Annotated in this window: 18 protein-coding genes; 10 read left to right on the top strand and 8 right to left on the bottom strand. The window is 57.1% G+C overall.

Annotated features, from left to right (window positions below):
• Positions 1–145: 145 nt before the first annotated feature.
• The 7 genes from speFL to kdpF all read right to left on the bottom strand — a co-directional run bounded on the left by speFL (position 146) and on the right by kdpF (position 8314).
• Positions 146–250, bottom strand: coding sequence for a leader peptide SpeFL (gene speFL / locus N037_RS24670; protein WP_003858645.1), 105 nt, complete (start codon positions 248–250; stop codon positions 146–148).
• Between the two features lie 278 nt (positions 251–528).
• Complete coding sequence (gene kdpE / locus N037_RS14215) at positions 529–1206, bottom strand: two-component system response regulator KdpE (RefSeq protein ID WP_008501074.1); 678 nt, start codon at positions 1204–1206, stop codon at positions 529–531.
• A complete protein-coding gene (kdpD, locus tag N037_RS14210; protein ID WP_032641685.1) occupies positions 1203–3890 on the bottom strand; it encodes a two-component system sensor histidine kinase KdpD in 2688 nt (895 codons plus the stop codon). The genes kdpE and kdpD overlap by 4 nt, the downstream gene beginning before the upstream one ends.
• On the bottom strand, positions 3891–4466 hold the full coding sequence (gene kdpC, locus N037_RS14205) for a potassium-transporting ATPase subunit KdpC (protein ID WP_023334921.1): 576 nt from the start codon (positions 4464–4466) through the stop codon (positions 3891–3893). It abuts the gene before it with no gap.
• A gap of 12 nt (positions 4467–4478) precedes the next feature.
• On the bottom strand, positions 4479–6527 hold the full coding sequence (gene kdpB / locus N037_RS14200; protein WP_032641682.1) for a potassium-transporting ATPase subunit KdpB: 2049 nt from the start codon (positions 6525–6527) through the stop codon (positions 4479–4481).
• A gap of 18 nt (positions 6528–6545) precedes the next feature.
• On the bottom strand, positions 6546–8225 hold the full coding sequence (gene kdpA / locus N037_RS14195; protein WP_032641680.1) for a potassium-transporting ATPase subunit KdpA: 1680 nt from the start codon (positions 8223–8225) through the stop codon (positions 6546–6548).
• Positions 8225–8314: a K(+)-transporting ATPase subunit F gene (gene kdpF, locus N037_RS24665; RefSeq protein ID WP_082440898.1), complete on the bottom strand. Its 90-nt coding sequence runs from the start codon at positions 8312–8314 to the stop codon at positions 8225–8227. Before kdpF ends, kdpA begins: the two co-directional genes overlap by 1 nt.
• A gap of 308 nt (positions 8315–8622) precedes the next feature.
• Between kdpF and N037_RS14185 the strand changes: the two genes are divergently transcribed.
• The 7 genes from N037_RS14185 (at position 8623) to nei (ending at position 14730) form a co-directional block, all read left to right on the top strand.
• Complete coding sequence (locus tag N037_RS14185; protein WP_014069366.1) at positions 8623–8829, top strand: YbfA family protein; 207 nt, start codon at positions 8623–8625, stop codon at positions 8827–8829.
• Positions 8830–9429: 600 nt separating this feature from the next.
• Positions 9430–10842 (top strand): deoxyribodipyrimidine photo-lyase, encoded by a 1413-nt coding sequence (phrB, locus tag N037_RS14180; protein ID WP_032641675.1) that lies wholly within the window; start codon positions 9430–9432, stop codon positions 10840–10842.
• A gap of 10 nt (positions 10843–10852) precedes the next feature.
• A complete protein-coding gene (locus N037_RS14175; RefSeq protein WP_023334925.1) occupies positions 10853–11596 on the top strand; it encodes a type 2 GTP cyclohydrolase I in 744 nt (247 codons plus the stop codon).
• Between the two features lie 14 nt (positions 11597–11610).
• Entirely contained in the window at positions 11611–12267 is a 657-nt protein-coding gene (gene pxpB, locus N037_RS14170; protein WP_032641673.1) for a 5-oxoprolinase subunit PxpB, read from the top strand.
• Complete coding sequence (gene pxpC, locus N037_RS14165) at positions 12261–13193, top strand: 5-oxoprolinase subunit PxpC (protein ID WP_032641671.1); 933 nt, start codon at positions 12261–12263, stop codon at positions 13191–13193. Before pxpB ends, pxpC begins: the two co-directional genes overlap by 7 nt.
• On the top strand, positions 13180–13920 hold the full coding sequence (gene pxpA, locus N037_RS14160) for a 5-oxoprolinase subunit PxpA (RefSeq protein ID WP_032641669.1): 741 nt from the start codon (positions 13180–13182) through the stop codon (positions 13918–13920). Before pxpC ends, pxpA begins: the two co-directional genes overlap by 14 nt.
• Before the next feature lie 18 nt (positions 13921–13938).
• The gene (gene nei / locus N037_RS14155; RefSeq protein ID WP_032641667.1) at positions 13939–14730 is read left to right on the top strand and encodes an endonuclease VIII; all 792 of its coding nucleotides are present in this window, start codon (positions 13939–13941) and stop codon (positions 14728–14730) included.
• Between the two features lie 84 nt (positions 14731–14814).
• Here the strand turns inward: nei and N037_RS14150 are convergent, their stop codons facing one another.
• On the bottom strand, positions 14815–16098 hold the full coding sequence (locus N037_RS14150) for a citrate synthase (protein ID WP_023310788.1): 1284 nt from the start codon (positions 16096–16098) through the stop codon (positions 14815–14817).
• Positions 16099–16737: 639 nt separating this feature from the next.
• Between N037_RS14150 and sdhC the strand changes: the two genes are divergently transcribed.
• The 3 genes from sdhC to sdhA are packed head-to-tail and all read left to right on the top strand — an operon-like array spanning position 16738 to position 19249.
• Positions 16738–17142, top strand: coding sequence for a succinate dehydrogenase cytochrome b556 subunit (gene sdhC / locus N037_RS14145; RefSeq protein WP_020684965.1), 405 nt, complete (start codon positions 16738–16740; stop codon positions 17140–17142).
• A complete protein-coding gene (gene sdhD, locus N037_RS14140) occupies positions 17136–17483 on the top strand; it encodes a succinate dehydrogenase membrane anchor subunit (RefSeq protein ID WP_008501088.1) in 348 nt (115 codons plus the stop codon). The genes sdhC and sdhD overlap by 7 nt, the downstream gene beginning before the upstream one ends.
• On the top strand, positions 17483–19249 hold the full coding sequence (gene sdhA, locus N037_RS14135) for a succinate dehydrogenase flavoprotein subunit (protein ID WP_003858619.1): 1767 nt from the start codon (positions 17483–17485) through the stop codon (positions 19247–19249). Before sdhD ends, sdhA begins: the two co-directional genes overlap by 1 nt.
• Positions 19250–19253 lie beyond the last annotated feature (4 nt).

Raw genomic sequence — 19253 nt, 5'->3', positions numbered from 1 at the left:
TTGCTTTTTTGATGATTGAAATTCAGTCCGCCCGGTGCGGATGAGTCTGAATCAAGATGAATGAGCGCACGAGATCACAGGCAATAGCCTGTAAGATAAGGTGTTTCAGGATAACCTGTAAGCGAGTGCGCCAGAAGTCGAAGGACTAACGGGCATTAAAGAGATGAAAGTCAAAGCAGTTTCGGTGGGCAAACATCATGATATGTGTTGTCCGCCTTATATGGGGCATTAAGCGATTGTTGTTTTCCATGTTTCATTTTCTTTTCAGTAATTGAAAGCATGGTCATTTTATCCAGAGAAAGGCGATTAACCGTGAGGTAGATCACCGTTAACCGATCAAATCAGAAATAAATATTCGTTTTAGATGAATATCGCAGATCAAAATTCTGATTTGTTGGTGTTGCGTTAACAGGTTGTGTTAACAATGTTTTAAATTAGCAAAAATAGCCTGTAAAAATAATTTATGGGTTATTTGTGAAATATTTTATGAGGGGCTTCGTTTATATTTAAAATAAAATGAATAGTTATTCAAAGCATAAAACGATAACCGATACCGGTTTCAGTTAATAAATGGCGGGGGCGAGCGGGGTCAACTTCGAGTTTCTGACGAAGATGTCCCATATATATGCGTAAATAATGACTATGTTCCACCGCGTTGGGTCCCCACACCTGACTTAACAGCTGGCGTTGGGTGAGTACCTTACCGTGGTTGTTGAGCAGCACGGCGAGCAGGCGAAATTCTATTGGCGTGAGGTGAATTTCTTCTTCACCGCGCACAATGCGCCGCGCGGCCAGGTCGACCCGGATATCCCCAAACGTGTAGGTTGGGTCGGCGGGCGTGGTGGCGCTGTGGCGACGCAGCGCTACGCGAAGGCGAGCCTGTAGCTCGCCGATACCAAAAGGTTTAATCAGATAGTCATCCGCCCCGGCATCCAGCGCCGCGATTTTATCCGTCTCTTCAGTACGGGCGGAGAGCACGAGGATCGGCATCTGGCTCCACTGACGCACTTCCCGGATAAAATCGATGCCGTCGCCGTCCGGCAGACCAAGATCGAGGATCACCAGGTCCGGCTTGCGGGTGGCGGCTTCAATTAAACCCCGCTGAAGCGTACCCGCATCATGAACGCGCAGACCGTCTCCTTCCAGCGCAGCGCGCAGAAAACGGCTAATGGCGATCTCATCTTCAACAATCAGAACGTTGATCACAAATCCTCTGGTAATTCATTAAGTTCTGGCGGGGTTTCCAGAGGAAGTGTAACACAAAACCGCGCGCCGCCTTCGGGACGATTCTCTGCGGAGATGGACCCGCCATGGACGTCAACGATCGCCTGGCAAATCGCCAGCCCCAGCCCCACGCCCGGAATGGCTGACTCCTTATTGCCGCGTGCGAACTTTTCAAAAATAGCCAACTCCTGCCCGGCAGGAATGCCCGGCCCGGTATCCCAGACGTCAAGGCGAAGCGTGCCCTCGTCCACCGTCGCATCCACGCCAATTTGCGCGCTGGCGCCCGCATACTTGCCGGCATTTTCCAGCAGGTTGATCAGCACCCGTTCAAACAGCGGACCATCAACGTGAATTAAGGTCAGGGGCTCGGGCATGTTCAGCGCAATATGCCGCCCGCCCAGGCCGGGTTCGAGCATTTTCAGGGCGCTGCCCACCACCTCTTCAAGCGTGAGCCACTCTTTTTTGAGGTTAAAACCGCCTGACTGGATACGCGCCATATCGAGCAGGTTATTCACCAGACGCGTGGTATTCAGCACATGCTGGCGAATCTCGCTGGCCTGAAGCGCGTGTTTAGAGCCTTCCGCCGCCAGGTCCAGCGTCAGGATTTCTGACTGACCAAACAGGACGGTGAGCGGGGTTCGCAGATCGTGAGAGAGTGCCGCCAGCAGCGAGTTACGAATACTTTCACGCTCGCTCGCCAGCCGGGCCTGTTCTTCGCTGGCGGTGAGGGCCAGCCGCTCCAGCGCGCTGGCAACCAGCAGCGTAAAGGTCTCCAGCAGCCGCTGCTGTTCGGGGATCATCAGCTGGCGCAGGTTGGAGGGCTCAACAATCACCAGCCCCTGATTTTTATCGGCGCTGCGCAGCGGCAGAATTTGATAGGGCACGCCGGGCAGGGTGTCGGTCCCTGCGCCCGCCGGTAGCCCTTTATCAAAGCTCCAGCGCGCGATGGCTTCGTCCCAGGGCGTCATGCCTGAGGCCGACGTCAGCGGGCGCAGCTTACCGTGCTCGTCCGGGAGCAAAATCAGGTTGCTGGCATGAAACGTCGAGCGAATAAACTGCTCGCTGGTCTGCACAATATCCAGCGGCGTGCGGCCCACCGCCAGCGATTTCGACATCTCATAGAGATGGCGCGTGCGCTGCTCGCGATAGCGGGCGATGCGCGCCTGATAGCGCACGCCTGCCGTCAGATTCCCGATCACCAGCCCGACGGTGAGCATCACGGCGAAGGTAAGGATGTACTGTACGTCCGACACCGCGAGCGTCCCGCGGGGGGCAATAAAGAACAGATCGAAGCTGATGACGTTGACCACCGTCGCCAGTACCGACGGCCAGCGCCCGTAAAAGAGCGCCACCACCACCACGCCAAGCAGGTAAATCATCACCAGGTTGGCGGCATCAAACGCAATCAGCCACTGGCTGGCAATGACGGTAATCAGGGCACAGAGCACGACGGCGACAAGACAGCCGCGGAGCTGAATGCGCCATTTATCGCTGAAGGTGCGGCTGTCCGGTGGGCGATTGGGTAAGGGGGTAGGTTTGTCATCCAGCGCCACGATCACCAGATCCAGATCCGGCGCACGACGAGCCAGCTTGTCGGCAAAGGATTCGCGGCTAAACCATCGGCGATGCTGGCGACGGCCAATGACGATTTTCCCCAGGTTGTGCTCGCGCGCGTAGCGCAGAATGGCTTTATCTTCCTGCGGATCGGAAAGCGTCGCGGTTTCGGCACCCAGCTCCTGCGCCAGACGCAGCGAACTCAGAATAGCGCGACGCTGGTTTTCAGGCAGCGCGTGCAGCTGCGGCGTTTCGACATACACAGCATGCCAGACGCTGCCAAACTTGGCCGCCAGGCGCGCGGCGGTGCGGACGAGCTTTTCATTGCCGCTGCCGTGGCCGACGCACAGCAGGATGGCATCCCGCGTATGCCAGACGCGTTCCTGACCCTGCAGGTCGCGCCAGGCGCGCATCTGATCGTCGACGCGATCGGCGGTTCGGCGCAGGGCCAGCTCGCGCAGCGCAATCAGGTTACCTTTGCGGAAGAAATGTTCGATGGCGCGCTCGGCCTGGCCGGCGATATAAACTTTGCCTTCGTGCAGGCGCTGGCGCAAATCATCGGGGGGCAGGTCGACCAATACCACTTCATCGGCAGAATCAAAGAAGGGGTCGGGCACCGTCTCGCGCACCTGAATGCCGGTCACGCCGCTGACCACGTCGTTCAGGCTTTCAAGATGCTGAACGTTCACCGTCGTGAAAACATCAATGCCGGCTTCGAGCAGCTCTTCAACATCCTGCCAGCGCTTCGGGTGGCGTGAGCCTGGCGCATTGCTGTGCGCCAGCTCGTCCATCAGGATAAGGGCGGGACGGCGGGCGAGGGCGGCATCAAGATCGAATTCGGTAACTAACCGACCGCGGTGGCTGATGCGGCGGGGCGGCTGGGTAGCCAGCCCCTTCAGCAGTGATGCCGTCTCTTTACGTCCGTGGGTTTCAACCACGCCAATCAAAATATCGAGCCCCTGCGCCCGAAGCCGCTGGGCTTCCGTAAGCATGGCGAAGGTTTTCCCGACGCCTGCGCAGGCGCCAAAGAAAATTTTCAGTTTGCCGCGATGGGCTTCGGCCGTTTGTTCGAGCAGCCTGTCCGGATCCGGGCGCATGGGCTCGTCGGTCATTTAGTTTTTCCTTAGCGCGTCCAGCGCCAGATTCAGCTCAACAATATTCACCACGGGCATGCCGATGAAGCTGACCAGCGGCTTTTGCGTGTGCTCTGCAACCAGCTGGCTAACCTGTTCGACGGTCAGCTGACGGGCCGCGGCGACGCGCGGGATTTGCCATGCCGCTGCTGCCGGCGTCAGGCTGTAGTCCAGTCCGCTGGCCGAGGTGGTCACCAGCTCTACGGGCACCTCACGGCTGGCCTGCGGATTCGCGGCGCGCAGGGCTGCCACGCGCTCAGCGACGGCTTTGTCCAGCTCCGGGTTGCTGCCCGCCAGGTTACTGCCGCCGGATGCCATCGGATTATACGGGCTTTCGGCAGTGGCGGAAGGGCGTCCCTGGAAGTAACGGGCATCCGTAAAGTTCTGACCAATCAGGCGAGAACCGCGGTTTTCACCGTTTTGCAGTATCAGCGAGCCGTTAGCCCGATCCTTAAACCACCACTGGCCCAGCGCGGTGGTCACCAGCGGGTACAGCCCGCCGGTAATGAGAGACAGCAGAATAAACAGAAGTATAGCGGGACGTAACATGGTCATTTGATTCACCTTTTAAACCAGGCCGAACAGCGTCAACAGCAGGTCGATAACCTTGATACCGATGAAAGGCACCACCAGCCCGCCCAGGCCGTAAATCCACAGGTTACGGCGCAGCATGGCGGCGGCGGTGAGCGGCTTGTAGCTCACGCCTTTCAGCGCCAGCGGGATCAGGAAGACAATAATCAGGGCGTTAAATATCACCGCGCTCAGAATGGCCGAGGCCGGGGAGTGCAGGTGCATCACGTTCAGGGCGTTTAATTGCGGATAGGTCGCAGCAAACGCGGCCGGAATGATGGCGAAATACTTCGCCACGTCGTTGGCGATACTGAACGTGGTCAGCGACCCGCGCGTCATCAGCATCTGCTTACCAATGTGCACCACTTCAATCAGCTTGGTCGGGTTAGAGTCGAGGTCGACCATGTTGCCCGCCTCTTTTGCCGCCTGGGTACCGGAGTTCATCGCCACCGCCACGTCGGCCTGCGCCAGGGCAGGGGCATCGTTGGTACCGTCACCCGTCATCGCCACCAGACGGCCTTCCGCCTGATACTGACGAATCAACGCCAGCTTGGCTTCCGGTGTGGCTTCAGAAAGAAAATCATCCACGCCCGCTTCGGCGGCAATCGCCGCGGCGGTAAGACGGTTATCCCCGGTGATCATCACCGTTTTGATCCCCATTTTACGCAGCTGGGCAAAGCGTTCCTTGATGCCGCCTTTGACGATATCCTTCAGGGCAATCACCCCCAGCACGCGCGAGCCCTCGGCCACCACCAGCGGCGTGGCCCCCTGACGGGCCACGCTTTCGACCAGGCTGTCCACTTCCGGTGGGAAGTGGCCGTTATTGGCCTCAATGTGGCGACGGATGGCGTCAACAGAGCCTTTACGGATCATGCGATCCTGAATGTTAATGCCGCTCATGCGGGTTTGCGCCGTGAAGGGCACGAAAGTGGCGTGCAGGCTCTGAACGTCGCGCTGGCGCAGGTTAAAGCGCTGCTTGGCGAGGATCACGATACTGCGGCCTTCCGGGGTTTCATCGGCAAGCGAAGAGAGCTGCGCGGCATCTGCCAGCGTTTTTTCATCCACGCCCGGGGCGGGTAAGAAATCTGACGCCTGGCGGTTACCGAGGGTAATAGTCCCGGTTTTATCCAGCAGTAAGACATCCACGTCACCGGCGGCTTCAACCGCACGTCCGCTGGTGGCGATGACGTTGGCACCGAGCATACGGCTCATGCCGGCTACGCCGATAGCTGACAGCAGGCCACCAATGGTGGTTGGGATCAGGCAGACCAGCAGCGCCACCAGCACCGTGATGGTGACCGCGGTGCCGCCGTAGGCGGAGAACGGCCACAGCGTCGCGGTTGCCAGCAGGAAGACGATGGTCAGGGCCACCAGCAGGATGGTCAGGGCAATCTCGTTCGGCGTTTTACGACGCTGCGCGCCTTCCACCATGGCGATCATCCGGTCGAGGAAGGTTTCCCCCGGGTTAACGCTACACTGGATCACCAGCCAGTCGGAGAGAATGCGCGTCCCGCCCGTCACGGAGGCGAAATCGCCGCCGGACTCACGGATCACCGGCGCGGACTCCCCGGTAATGGCGCTTTCATCCACCGAGGCGCCCCCTTCGATAACTTCTCCGTCGCAAGGGATAATGTCACCGGCTTCCACCAGCACCACATCGCCTTTACGCAGTTCATCCGCCGGAACGTGGTCCATCTGCGCGCCGTATTTCGGCTCACGTAGCTTGCGCGCGAAGGCGGTTTTTTTTACACCTTTCAGGCTGTTGGCCTGGGCTTTACTCCGGCCTTCCGCCAGCGCTTCCGCAAAGTTGGCGAACAGCACGGTAAACCACAGCCACAGGCTGATGGCGCCGGTAAACATCGCATTCCCCGGCATGTGGCCCGTTCCCATGGCAATCGCCAGGGCGGTGGTCAGGACGCTTCCCGCCCAGACAATAAACATCACGGGGTTGTGCCACTGCACGCGCGGGCTCAGCTTTTTCACCGCATCCATGAGCGCCTGGCGAACTAATGACGGTTCGAACAGGGCCAGTTGTTTACGACTCATGACAATTTCTCCGCAAAATCAGCGTAAAGAGAGGTATTCCGCGACCGGGCCTAACGCGAGGGCGGGGATAAAGGTCAGGGCGCCGACCAGTAACACGGTGCCCGTCAGCAGGCCGATAAACAGCGCGCCGTGGGTCGGTAATGTCCCGGTGGTGGTCGGTTGAATTTTTTTATTCACCAGCGATCCGGCAATCGCCATAACCGGCACAATGATCCCGAAGCGACCCACGAACATGCAGAACGCCAGCAGACAGTTCCAGAAAGGAGAGTTGGCGCTTAAGCCTGCAAAGGCGCTGCCGTTGTTGTTGGCGGCAGAGGAGACGGCATACAGCACTTCACTAAAGCCGTGGATGCCGGGGTTAAAGATGCCGCTGCGTCCGGCCTCGGTCATCAGCGCCAGCGCGGTGCCGAGCAGCACAAGCGCCGGGGTGACCAGAATCGCCAGCGCGGTTAACTTCATCTCGCGAACATCGATTTTTTTACCCAGGTATTCCGGGGTGCGACCAATCATCAAACCGGCAATAAACACCGCCAGCAGCACGAACAGCAGCATGCCGTAAAGACCAGAGCCCACGCCGCCAAACACCACTTCGCCAATCTGCATCAGCCACATCGGGATCATGCCGCCCAGCGCCGTAAAGGAATCGTGCATGGCGTTGACCGCCCCGCATGAGGCCGCCGTGGTGACCACCGCATACAGGCTGCTGGCAAGAATGCCAAAGCGGCTCTCTTTACCTTCCATGTTGATTGCGCTGTCGGCACCCAGTGAAAGGAAGTGCGGATTACCCTGCCATTCAGCCCACATCACCAGCGCCACGCAGACCACAAAGATAAGCGACATCGTCCAGAGCAGGGTGCGGCCCTGACGGCGATCGTTGACCACATCACCAAAGGCAAAGCAGAGCGCGGCGGGGATCAGGAAAATCGCCAGCATCTGCACAAAATTGGTCAGGGCGGTAGGGTTTTCAAACGGATGCGACGAGTTGGCGTTGAAGAAGCCCCCGCCGTTCGTTCCAAGCATCTTGATGGCTTCCTGCGACGCGACTGGCCCCATCGGCAGGAGCTGTTTTGCCCCTTCCAGCGAGGTATAAGGCGCGTAAGGCAGCAGGTTTTGCAGGGTGCCCTGCTGAATAAAGAACAGCGCGATCAGCAGCGCAATCGGCAGCAGGATCCACAGCGTAATGCGGGTCAGATCCACCCACGCGTTACCGAGCGTGCTCACTTTCTGGCGCGCAAACGCACGCGTCAGCGCGAAGATCACCGCAATACCGCTCGCGGCAGAGAGGAAGTTCTGCACGGTTAACCCGACCATCTGGCTGAAGTAGCTGAGCGTGGTTTCGCCGGAATAGGACTGCCAGTTGGTGTTGGTGACAAAACTGACCGCCGTGTTCAGCGCAAGATGCCAGGAGAGACCCGGTAACTGTTGCGGATTAAGCGGCAGGATGCCCTGCAGCATCAGCATGGCAAAAAGCGCAACGAGCCCAACGATATTCAGCAGCAGAATGGCGATCAGATAGTCACGCCAGTTCATCTCCCGATCGTCTATTCCGAGTACGCGCCAGATCCCTTTCTCAACGCTTCCCGTGCCGGGCAGGGGGACGTTGTTGATCAATCGTGCTAGCCCCGTTCCCAGTGGTCTTGCCAGAACGAACAGTACCACTAAGAAGCTGGCAATAAGCAGAAACGCCTGAGCAGCCATCAGAAGGCCTCCGCATTAATCAGGGCATAGACCAGATAAGCCAATAACAGGAACACCAGCACGATGCCGGCAATAAGACCTGCACTCACAATCCACCTCCGGGTGACTTTCGTTGTTGTTCTAACGGTAGGATTTCTGGCGCAAAGATTTCGCAAAAATGGGGAGGGCGGGTGTAAAAAAAGTATAAAAATGACAAAGCCCACAATTTAACTATTGATAAGTAAATCGTTAACTTTTTTGTAACTTAATTACGGCGTGAATGTAAATATTCACTAAATGGATAAAAATAAGTGGTCGGATGAGTAGTAAAATTACAGTCAAAGCGATATTATTTTAGCCAGGTCACAGATTTTGAATTTTCCGGATGACGTTTCCGGCCAACTATAGGGGAGAAAATATGGATCTTTATAAAGAGTATCCGGCTCATATCGTGTTCATGCGTCGCACTTTCGCCGTAGTGGCTGGTGTGCTGGCGCTGCCGGTGATGCTGTTCTGGAAAGATCGTGCACGTTTTTACAGCTATCTGCACCGCGTCTGGGCGAAAACCAGCGAGAAGCCGGTGTGGATGGATCAGGCCGAGAAAGCGACCTGCGATTTCTACTGATACGAAGACTACACACAGCTATAAAAAAACCGCCAACAGCAATGTGGCGGTTTTTTTGTCCCTCGGGATTCGCGGTCCGTTGGGGGGGTCTTCAAGCCCTCGTCAGAGGCTTACAAGAATATCTCGGGTCCTTAAGTAATCAAACGGCAAATCCCTAAATAGATTCTTAAAAATCATTTCAGTGGATTACCTTTTACGCGAGGGCCAACTACTATGCAGCGTCCCTTTCCGCCATCTCGCACATGGGCACCGGTCCCGGGAAAGGCGTCACCACAACCGTAAGTCAGGCTCTCGTCAGGGCTTGTGTCCACCGACTTATCACCGGTGGTGAACGGTGGAGCGGTTAGCTGCAGGGACCGCATAATGAAACGCTATTTTTGCATCGCGTTCATTGTCGCCAGCGTACTCGTTGTAAAGAGCGATGAACCGAATGTGTTTGTCGCTTTAACCACGATAGCGCAGGACAAGTAGCGTTAAGGCCGCCTCGGGCGGCCTTTTTTATTTCATCCCGTCTACACTTCATGGCAAAGTAGTTCAATGCATGCTTTTTCCTTTTACGGCATGCCCTTATGGACATAATGGACAATAGCCTGGAGTTTTATGCCCACCCATCTGGTTTGGTTTCGCGCGGACCTGCGCGTACATGACAACATCGCACTGGCGGCGGCCTGTCGCGACAAAGACGCTAACGTACTGGCTCTGTTTATGGCCACGCCCGATCAGTGGCGGCAGCACGATATGGCTCCCCGCCAGGCGGCCTTGCTCCGTGCGTATCTGACCGTTCTGCAGCACTCGCTGGCCGGAAAAGGCATACCGCTTCTCTATAAAGAGGTGAGTGATTTTGCCGCACAGCTTCAGACGGTGCAGGCGATCTGTAAGCAGCACAACGTTACGCATCTTTTTTACAACTATCAGTACGAATTCAACGAGCAGCAGCGCGACCGTCAGCTGGAGAAGATGCTGGAAGGGGTGGTCTGCGAAGGGTTTGATGACAGCGTAATGCTGGCTCCGGGCAGCGTGATGACCGGCAGCCACGAGATGTATAAAGTTTTTACGCCGTTCAAAAATGCCTTTATCAAACGTCTGAAAGAGGCGCTGCCGGAGTGCGTTGCCGCGCCTGCCGTGCGAGGCGAAGCCATAAAGGATCTGCCTGAACTGACGTTTGATTACCCTCAGCAGTCGTTTGATGAAACGCTGTTCCCCGCCGATGAAAAAGCAGCTATCGCCCAACTGCGCCAGTTCTGCAAACAGAACGCAGGCAATTACGACGCGCGTCGTGATTTTCCCGCCATCGAGGGCACCAGCCGCCTGTCGGCCTGTCTGGCGCTGGGCGCGATCTCTCCTCGCCAGTGTTTACATCGCCTGCTGGCGGAGCAGCCGCAGGCGCTGGAGGGGGGCGCAGGGTCCGTCTGGCTGAATGAACTGATCTGGCGCGAGTTCTACCGCCATCTGATGACGTATCACCCTGATTTATGTAAGCATCGTCCCTTCATTGGCTGGACCGATAATGTAAAGTGGCAATCGAACGATCGGCTGCTGAAAGCCTGGCAAACAGGGCAGACGGGTTACCCGATAGTCGATGCCGCCATGCGCCAGCTGAATGAAACCGGGTGGATGCACAACCGCCTGCGGATGATTACCGCCAGCTTTCTGGTGAAGGATCTGCTTATCGACTGGCGTATCGGAGAGCGCTATTTTATCTCTCAGCTGATCGATGGCGATCTCGCGGCGAATAACGGCGGCTGGCAGTGGGCAGCCTCTACCGGCACCGATGCCGCGCCCTATTTCCGGATATTTAATCCGACCACTCAGGGACAAAAATTTGATGCGGACGGCGAGTTTATCCGCCGCTGGGTGCCTGAGCTTAACGGTATACCTGCTAAAGCGATCCACGAACCGTGGGCATGGGCGGATAAACAGCGTGTAAAGCTGGATTACCCTCGCCCGATTGTCGACCATAAACAGGCGCGTGTCGCCACGCTGGCAGCGTACGAAGCGGCCCGCAAAGCATAAGAGAGTGATGATGAAAAACAGCGAACTGGAAAGCCTGATTAACGAAAAATTGAACAGCGCCTCCTTCAGCGATTACGGCCCGAATGGGCTTCAGGTCGAGGGACGCGAGACGGTGCAAAAAATTATCACCGGCGTCACGGCAAGCCAGGCGCTGCTGGACGAGGCCGTTCGTCAGGACGCCGACGCGGTGATTGTCCATCACGGTTACTTCTGGAAAAACGAATCGCCGATTATTCGCGGGATGAAGCGTAACCGCCTGAAAACGCTGCTGGCAAATGATATCAACCTGTACGGTTACCATTTGCCGCTGGATGCGCACCCTGAGCTCGGCAACAACGTCCAGCTGGCGCAGCTACTGGGCATTACCGTGATGGGCGAAGTTGAGCCGCTGGTGCCGTGGGGCGAACTGGCGATGCCGGTTCCGGGGCTGGAGCTGGCATCCTGGATTGAAGCGCGCCTGGGACGTCGCCCTCTGTGGAGCGGCGATACCGGTCCGGATACGGTGAAGCGTGTGGCCTGGTGTACCGGGGGCGGTCAGGGCTTTATCGACAGCGCCGCGCGTTTCGGCGTCGATGCGTTTATCACCGGCGAGGTTTCCGAGCAGACCATTCACTCGGCGCGTGAACAGGGACTGCATTTCTACGCGGCAGGCCATCATGCCACCGAGCGCGGCGGCATTCGCGCCCTCAGCGAGTGGCTGACGGAAAATACCGATCTGGATGTGACCTTTATTGATATCCCTAATCCGGCCTGATGAGAGGTGCCTGAGTGCAGCGAGCGCGTTGTTATCTTCTGGGAGAAACGGCAGTGGTTCTGGAGCTCGAGCCGCCGGTGACCCTTGCCACGCAAAAGCGTATCTGGCGGCTAACACAGCGTCTGGTCGAACTACCGGAAGTGGTTGAAGCCATTCCGGGGATGAATAATATCACCGTGGTGCTGCGTAGCCCGCATACCCTGGCGCTGGATGCCATCGAACGTTTGCAGCGCTGGTGGGAAGAGAGTGAGGCGCTGGAGCCGGAATCGCGTGCCATTGAGATCCCGGTCGTTTATGGCGGTACGGGTGGGCCAGATCTTCGCGTGGTGGCAGACCATTGCGGATTAACAGAAAAGCAGGTTGTTGAGCTGCACAGCTTGGTTGACTACGTGGTCTGGTTCCTCGGGTTTCAGCCTGGATTCCCGTATCTGGGGGGATTATCCCCTCAGCTGCATACGCCACGCCGTGCCGAACCGCGCCTGAGCGTACCGGCGGGGACGGTGGCTATCGGCGGCGAGCAGACCGGCGTTTATCCACTGACATCGCCTGGCGGCTGGCAGCTTATTGGGCATACCGCGACACCGTTATTTGATCCCGGGCTGGAGACGCCAATACTCCTGCGTCCCGGCGATACCCTTCGCTTTATCCCACAGAAGGAGGGGGTATGTTAACGCTAATTCGCGCCGGGCTTTATACCTCCGTTCAGGATGCGGGCCGCTTTGGCATGCGCCAGTCTGGCGTGAGCTATTGTGGCGCGCTGGACAGGCCTGCGCTGGAGATTGCTAACGTGCTGGTGGGCAACCCCGGCAATACGGCCGCGCTCGAAATTACGCTGGGTCAGTGTGTGATTGAGTTTGGTCAGGAGACCTGGTTTGCCTTAACCGGCGCAGGGTGTGACGCCACGCTGGATGGCAAAGCGGTGTGGACCGGCTGGCGGCTGCGGGCGAAAGCCGGACAGCGCCTGACGCTCAAACGTCCGCTGCACGGCGTGCGCAGCTATCTCGCGGTGGCTGGCGGTATCGACGTGCCGGAGGTGCTGGGCTCATCCAGTACCGATCAGAAAGCCGGGGTTGGCGGTCACGAAGGACGTTTGTTGCGCGACGGCGATCGGCTGGCAATCAAGCCCTCAGCACGCCATTTCTCGTCCACGCAGGGCGTAAAACAGCTGCTGTGGGGAAACCAGATCCGCGCCTTACCGGGGCCGGAATATCATGAGTTTGACGAGGCGTCTAAAGAGTCCTTCTGGCGCTCGCCCTGGAAGCTCAGCCCGCAGAGTAACCGTATGGGTTACCGCCTGCAGGGGCAGCCGCTGATCCGCACGACGGACCGGGAACTGCTCTCCCACGGTTTATTGCCGGGGGTCATTCAGGTGCCGGGGAACGGGCAACCTATCGTGTTAATGAACGACGCGCAAACTACCGGTGGTTATCCGCGCATTGCCTGCATTATTGAAGCCGATCGCTACCATCTGGCGCAAATTCCGCTTGGGCAGCCGATTCACTTCGTGCAGTGTTCGCTGGAGGAGGCGCTGAAAGCCCGGCAGGATCAGCAGCGTTATCTGGAGCAGCTGGCGTGGAGGCTTGATGGTAAAGATTGATTTAAACGCCGATCTGGGGGAGGGCAGCAGCGCTGATGCGGCGCTGATGACGCTGGTCACCTCGGCCAACATCGCCTGTGGCTTTCACGCGGGCGATGCGCAAACCATGCTGGAGAGCGTGCGTAATGCCATCAAAAACGGCGTGGCGATTGGCGCACATCCCAGCTTCCCCGATCGGGAAAACTTTGGCCGTACGGCGATGGATCTGCCCCCTGAGACGGTCTACGCTCAGGTGCTCTACCAGATCGGCGCGCTGGAGGCGATGGTGCGCGCCCAGAACGGCGTGATGCGCCACGTGAAGCCGCACGGCATGCTCTACAATCAGGCGGCGAAAGATCCGGCGCTGGCGGAGGCGATTGCCCGTGCGGTGCGGGACTGTAATCCGCAGCTGATCCTTGTGGGTCTGGCGGGCAGCGAGCTGATTCGCGCCGGAGAACGGCTGGGCCTGACCACCCGTCACGAAGTGTTTGCCGATCGGGGATACCTGCCGGACGGCAGCCTGGTGCCGCGGACGCAGGCCGGTGCGCTGATTACCGACGACGCTGAAGCGCTGGCGCAGACGCTGGAGATGGTGCGCGCCGGGCGGGTGACCGCCGTGGACGGAACATTGGCGAACGTGCAGGCCGATACGGTGTGTTTACACGGTGACGGCGAGCATGCGCTCCAGTTCGCGCGCCGCTTGCGGGCGGCGTTCTCTGAAGAGGGCATTCTGGTCAGCGCAGAATAATCATGAAAGGACAATAACATGCCAGAAGGTCCGGAGATCCGCCGCGCGGCGGATAGCCTGGAGGCGGCGATAAAGGGCAAACCGTTGACGCACGTCTGGTTTGCTTTTCCTCAGCTAAAACCGTTTGAATCACAGCTGGTGGGGCAGACGGTGATCCATATTGAAACGCGCGGCAAAGCCTTGCTTACGCACTTTTCCCATAACCTGACGTTATATAGCCATAACCAGCTTTACGGCGTCTGGCGCGTGGTGGAGGCGGACGAGCAGCCGCAGACCACTCGCGTGCTGCGCGTCAGGCTGCAAACGGCGGATAAGGCAATCCTGCTTTACAGCGCGTCGGATATCGAAATGTTAACGCCGGAGCAACTGCTCACTCACCCGTTCTTACAGCGGGTCGGGCCGGACGTGCTGGACATGCGCCTGACGGCAAACGATGTTAAAACCCGGTTGTTATCCCCCAAATTCCGCAACCGGCAATTTTCCGGGTTATTGCTCGATCAGGCGTTCCTGGCAGGGCTAGGTAACTATCTGCGGGTGGAAATTCTGTGGGAAGTGGGGCTGGCGGCGCAGCATAAAGCGTCTCAGTTAAGCGATGAACAGCTGGAGGCGCTATCCCACGCGCTGTTGGATATTCCGCGGCTGTCGTACAACACGCGCGGCGTGGTGGATGAGAACACGCATCACGGGGCGCTGTTCCGCTTTAAGGTGTTTCATCGGGCGGGGAAAAAGTGTGAGCGATGCGGCGGGATTATAGAGAGGACAATGCTCTCCTCAAGACCGTTTTACTGGTGCCCCGGGTGCCAGATGTAAAAAAGCCGGGTGGCGGCTACGCCTTACCCGGCCTACATTTCGCACTTGTAGGCCCGGCAAGCGAAGCTCCGCCGGGCATGTTTATTAGCGCTTCAGGTCAGACTTAAAATCACGCTGCTCGTAGCCGGTATACAGCTGACGAGGACGGGCGATTTTCATGCCTTCGCTGTGCATTTCGTTCCAGTGCGCAATCCAGCCAACGGTACGGGCCATGGCGAAGATGACGGTGAACATGGAAGACGGAATGCCCATCGCTTTCAGAATAATGCCAGAGTAGAAATCGACGTTCGGGTAGAGTTTCTTCTCGATGAAGTACGGGTCGTTCAGCGCGATGTGTTCCAGCTCCATCGCCACTTCCAGCAGGTCATCTTTGGTACCCAGCTCTTTCAGCACTTCGTGGCAGGTCTCACGCATGACGGTAGCGCGCGGGTCGTAGTTTTTGTAAACACGGTGACCGAAGCCCATCAGGCGGAAGGAGTCATTCTTGTCTTTCGCGCGACGCACGAACTCAGGAATGTGCTCAACGGTGCTGATCTCTTCCAGCATCTTCAGTGCCGCTTCGTTCGCGCCGCCGTGCGCCGGTCCCCACAGGGAGGCGATGCCCGCAGCGATACAGGCGAACGGGTTCGCGCCTGAAGAGCCCGCGGTACGGACGGTAGAGGTAGAAGCGTTCTGTTCGTGGTCAGCGTGCAGGATCAGAATACGGTCCATTGCACGTTCCAGCACCGGGTTCACTTCGTACTCTTCGCATGGCGTGGAGAACATCATGCGCAGGAAGTTACCCGCGTAGGAGAGGTCGTTGCGCGGATACACAAACGGCTGGCCGATGGAATACTTATAGCACATCGCCGCCATGGTAGGCATTTTGGACAGCAGGCGGAACGCCGCGATATCACGGTGACGTGGGTTATTCACGTCAAGGGAGTCGTGGTAGAACGCCGCCAGCGCACCGGTAATACCGCACATGACCGCCATCGGATGAGAGTCACGGCGGAACGCATGGAACAGACGGGTAATCTGCTCATGGATCATGGTGTGACGGGTCACGGTGGTTTTAAATTCATCGTACTGGGCCTGCGTCGGTTTTTCGCCGTTCAGCAGGATGTAGCACACTTCCAGATAGTTGGATTCGGTGGCTAACTGATCGATGGGGAAGCCGCGATGGAGCAGGATACCTTCGTCACCGTCAATGTAGGTGATTTTGGATTCGCAAGATGCGGTAGAGGTAAATCCAGGGTCAAAGGTGAATACACCTTTAGAACCCAGCGTACGGATATCAATAACATCCTGACCGAGCGTGCCTTTTAGCACATCCAGTTCAATAGCAGTGTCACCATTTAGGGTGAGCGTTGCCTTTGTATCAGCCATTTACGGTCTCCTTAGCGCCTTATGCTTAAGACTGCGCTTCACCGGATTTGCTTTCAGCTGTTAATCACCGTTACCAGATTGTTATTTGGCTTACCGCTCAGCTCACGAGGACAAACCAGGGTACAGAGCTATGGCGCCTTGCAGGTAAACGAATGAAATATCAGTGAAACAACAGCAAATCAGCGTTTTTGCAGTCCGAATTATTCAAACCTGTATATCACTAATAACTGTCCTGATAACTTCGGTCAATACCATCACACTGTTACATAACTATTTGTCAGGTGAAAGTGAGACCTCATAACTTTTGCGCATTATATGCCTTTTCTGATGACGTTTGTAACAATATTGTTTAACATTTGTCAAATCAGATGATTAAAAATTAAAAAGATGTTGTTATCGTGACCCTGATCACTGTTCCAGAGAAAACCCGACAAACTGTATGTAGGTTAATTGTAATGATTTTGTGAACGGCCTATACTGCCGCCAGGTCTCCGGAACACCCTGCAATCCCGAGCCACCCAGCGTTGTAACGTGTCGTTTTAGCATCTGGAAGCAATGTTTTGCATGACGCGCAGTTATAGAAAAGGAACGCTGCTTGACCCGCATCGCAGTCCGGAGGAAGGAAACAATAAGAACAGCATGTGGGCGTTATTCATGATAAGAAATGTGAAAAAACAAAGACCTGTCAATCTGGATCTCAAAACGATCCGGTTCCCTGTAACAGCAATAGCGTCCATTCTGCACCGTGTTTCTGGTGTGATTACGTTTGTGGCGGTCGGTATTTTGCTGTGGTTACTGGGCACCAGCCTCTCTTCCCCTGAAGGATTCCTCCAGGCCTCTGCCATCATGAACAGCTTCTTCGTGAAATTCATCATGTGGGGCATTCTGACCGCGCTGGCGTACCACGTCGTCGTGGGTGTTCGCCATATGCTGATGGACTTTGGCTACCTGGAAGAGACTTTCGAAGCCGGGAAACGCTCCGCTAACATTTCATTTGTGATTACAGTCGTGCTTTCACTTCTCGCAGGAGTTCTCGTATGGTAAGCAACGCCTCCGCATTAGGACGCAACGGCGTACATGACTTCATCCTGGTCCGTGCTACCGCTATCGTTCTCACCCTTTACATCATCTATATGATCGGTTTCTTCGCGACCAGCGGCACGCTGACGTGGGAAATCTGGAGTGGGTTCTTCGGATCCGCCTTCACCAAAGTGTTCACCCTGCTGGCTCTGTTCTCCATCCTTATTCATGCGTGGATTGGCATGTGGCAGGTGTTGACCGATTACGTTAAACCGCTGGCGATTCGCCTCCCACTGCAGCTGGCCATTGTTGTTGCACTGGTGGTTTACGTTATTTATGGATTCGTTGTGGTGTGGGGTGTGTAATGAAACTGCCAGTCAGAGAATTTGATGCTGTTGTAATTGGTGCCGGTGGCGCAGGTATGCGTGCCGCACTGCAAATTTCCCAGAGCGGCCAGACCTGTGCGCTGCTCTCTAAAGTTTTCCCGACCCGTTCCCACACTGTGTCTGCGCAGGGCGGTATCACCGTTGCGCTGGGTAACTCCCATGAAGATAACTGGGAATGGCACATGTACGACACGGTAAAAGGTTCCGACTACATCGGCGACCAGGATGCCATCGAATATATGTGTAAAACCGGCCCGGAAGCGATTCTGGAGCTGGACCATATGGGTCTGCCGTTCTCCCGTCTGGAAAATGGCACTATCTATCAGCGTCCGTTTGGCGGCCAGTCGAAAAACTTCGGCGGCGAGCAGGCGGCACGTACCGCGGCGGCGGCTGACCGTACCGGTCACGCACTGCTGCACACCCTGTATCAGCAGAACCTGAAAAACCATACCACCATCTTCTCCGAGTGGTACGCGCTGGATCTGGTGAAAAACGCCGATGGCGCAGTTGTCGGCTGTACCGCGCTGTGCATCGAAACCGGTGAAGTGGTTTACTTCAAAGCCCGCGCTACCGTGCTGGCGACCGGCGGCGCAGGCCGTATCTATCAGTCCACCACCAACGCCCACATCAACACCGGTGACGGTGTCGGTATGGCTATCCGCGCGGGCGTGCCGGTGCAGGATATGGAAATGTGGCAGTTCCACCCAACCGGTATCGCCGGTGCAGGCGTTCTGGTAACGGAAGGCTGCCGCGGTGAAGGTGGTTACCTGCTGAACAAACACGGCGAACGCTTCATGGAGCGTTATGCCCCGAATGCGAAAGACCTGGCGGGTCGTGACGTGGTGGCGCGTTCCATCATGATCGAGATCCGTGAAGGCCGCGGCTGTGATGGCCCATGGGGTCCGCACGCGAAGCTGAAGCTCGACCATCTGGGTAAAGAGGTTCTGGAATCTCGTCTGCCGGGCATTCTGGAGCTGTCCCGCACATTCGCGCACGTCGACCCGGTGAAAGAGCCGATTCCGGTTATCCCAACCTGCCACTACATGATGGGCGGTATTCCGACCAAAGTGACCGGTCAGGCGCTGACCGTGAACGAGCAGGGCGAAGACGTGGTCATCCCTGGCCTGTTTGCGGTAGGCGAAATTGCCTGCGTATCCGTACACGGTGCAAACCGTCTGGGCGGCAACTCCCTGCTGGACCTGGTGGTGTTTGGTCGTGCAGTCGGTCTGCACCTGCAGGAATCCATTGCCGAGCAGGGCGCGCTGCGTGACGCGACCGATGACGAAATTGATGCCTCTCTTGAGCGCCTCAACCGCTGGAACGGTAACCGTAACGGCGAAGATCCGGTGGAAATCCGTAAAGCGCTGCAGGAATGCATGCAGCACAACTTCTCGGTATTCCGCGAAGGCGACGCGATGGCCAAAGGTCTTGAGCAGCTGAAAGCGATCCGCGAGCGTCTGAAAAATGCCCGTCTGGACGACACCTCCAGCGAGTTCAACACCCAGCGCGTTGAGTGTCTGGAGCTGGATAACCTGATGGAAACCGCGTTCGCGACGGCGATGTCGGCAAACTTCCGTACCGAAAGCCGTGGCGCGCATAGCCGCTTCGACTTCCCGGATCGTGATGACGAAAACTGGCTGTGCCATTCCCTGTATCTGCCAGAGTCGGAAACCATGACGCGTCGTAGCGTTAACATGGAACCGAAACTGCGTCCGGCGTTCCCGCCGAAGATTCGTACTTACTAATGCG

The organism is Enterobacter sp. EGD-HP1 (assembly GCF_000733275.2).
Lineage (GTDB): Bacteria > Pseudomonadota > Gammaproteobacteria > Enterobacterales > Enterobacteriaceae > Enterobacter.
Note: the sequence above shows the minus strand (reverse complement) of the source record. Positions and strands in the feature narration are given on the sequence as shown.

Excerpts from the sequence above, each read along its gene's own strand:
- kdpA (WP_032641680.1), bottom strand. The coding sequence starts at position 8,225 with ATGGCTGCTCAGGCGTTTCTGCTTATTGCCAGCTTCTTAGTGGTACTG.
- sdhA (WP_003858619.1), top strand. The coding sequence starts at position 17,483 with ATGAAACTGCCAGTCAGAGAATTTGATGCTGTTGTAATTGGTGCCGGT.
- pxpC (WP_032641671.1), top strand. The coding sequence starts at position 12,261 with ATGTTAACGCTAATTCGCGCCGGGCTTTATACCTCCGTTCAGGATGCG.
- N037_RS14185 (WP_014069366.1), top strand. The coding sequence starts at position 8,623 with ATGGATCTTTATAAAGAGTATCCGGCTCATATCGTGTTCATGCGTCGC.
- pxpA (WP_032641669.1), top strand. The coding sequence starts at position 13,180 with ATGGTAAAGATTGATTTAAACGCCGATCTGGGGGAGGGCAGCAGCGCT.
- kdpC (WP_023334921.1), bottom strand. The coding sequence starts at position 4,466 with ATGACCATGTTACGTCCCGCTATACTTCTGTTTATTCTGCTGTCTCTC.
- N037_RS14150 (WP_023310788.1), bottom strand. The coding sequence starts at position 16,098 with ATGGCTGATACAAAGGCAACGCTCACCCTAAATGGTGACACTGCTATT.
- N037_RS14175 (WP_023334925.1), top strand. The coding sequence starts at position 10,853 with ATGAAAAACAGCGAACTGGAAAGCCTGATTAACGAAAAATTGAACAGC.
- sdhC (WP_020684965.1), top strand. The coding sequence starts at position 16,738 with ATGTGGGCGTTATTCATGATAAGAAATGTGAAAAAACAAAGACCTGTC.
- speFL (WP_003858645.1), bottom strand. The coding sequence starts at position 250 with ATGGAAAACAACAATCGCTTAATGCCCCATATAAGGCGGACAACACAT.
- sdhD (WP_008501088.1), top strand. The coding sequence starts at position 17,136 with ATGGTAAGCAACGCCTCCGCATTAGGACGCAACGGCGTACATGACTTC.
- kdpB (WP_032641682.1), bottom strand. The coding sequence starts at position 6,527 with ATGAGTCGTAAACAACTGGCCCTGTTCGAACCGTCATTAGTTCGCCAG.
- kdpD (WP_032641685.1), bottom strand. The coding sequence starts at position 3,890 with ATGACCGACGAGCCCATGCGCCCGGATCCGGACAGGCTGCTCGAACAA.
- phrB (WP_032641675.1), top strand. The coding sequence starts at position 9,430 with ATGCCCACCCATCTGGTTTGGTTTCGCGCGGACCTGCGCGTACATGAC.
- nei (WP_032641667.1), top strand. The coding sequence starts at position 13,939 with ATGCCAGAAGGTCCGGAGATCCGCCGCGCGGCGGATAGCCTGGAGGCG.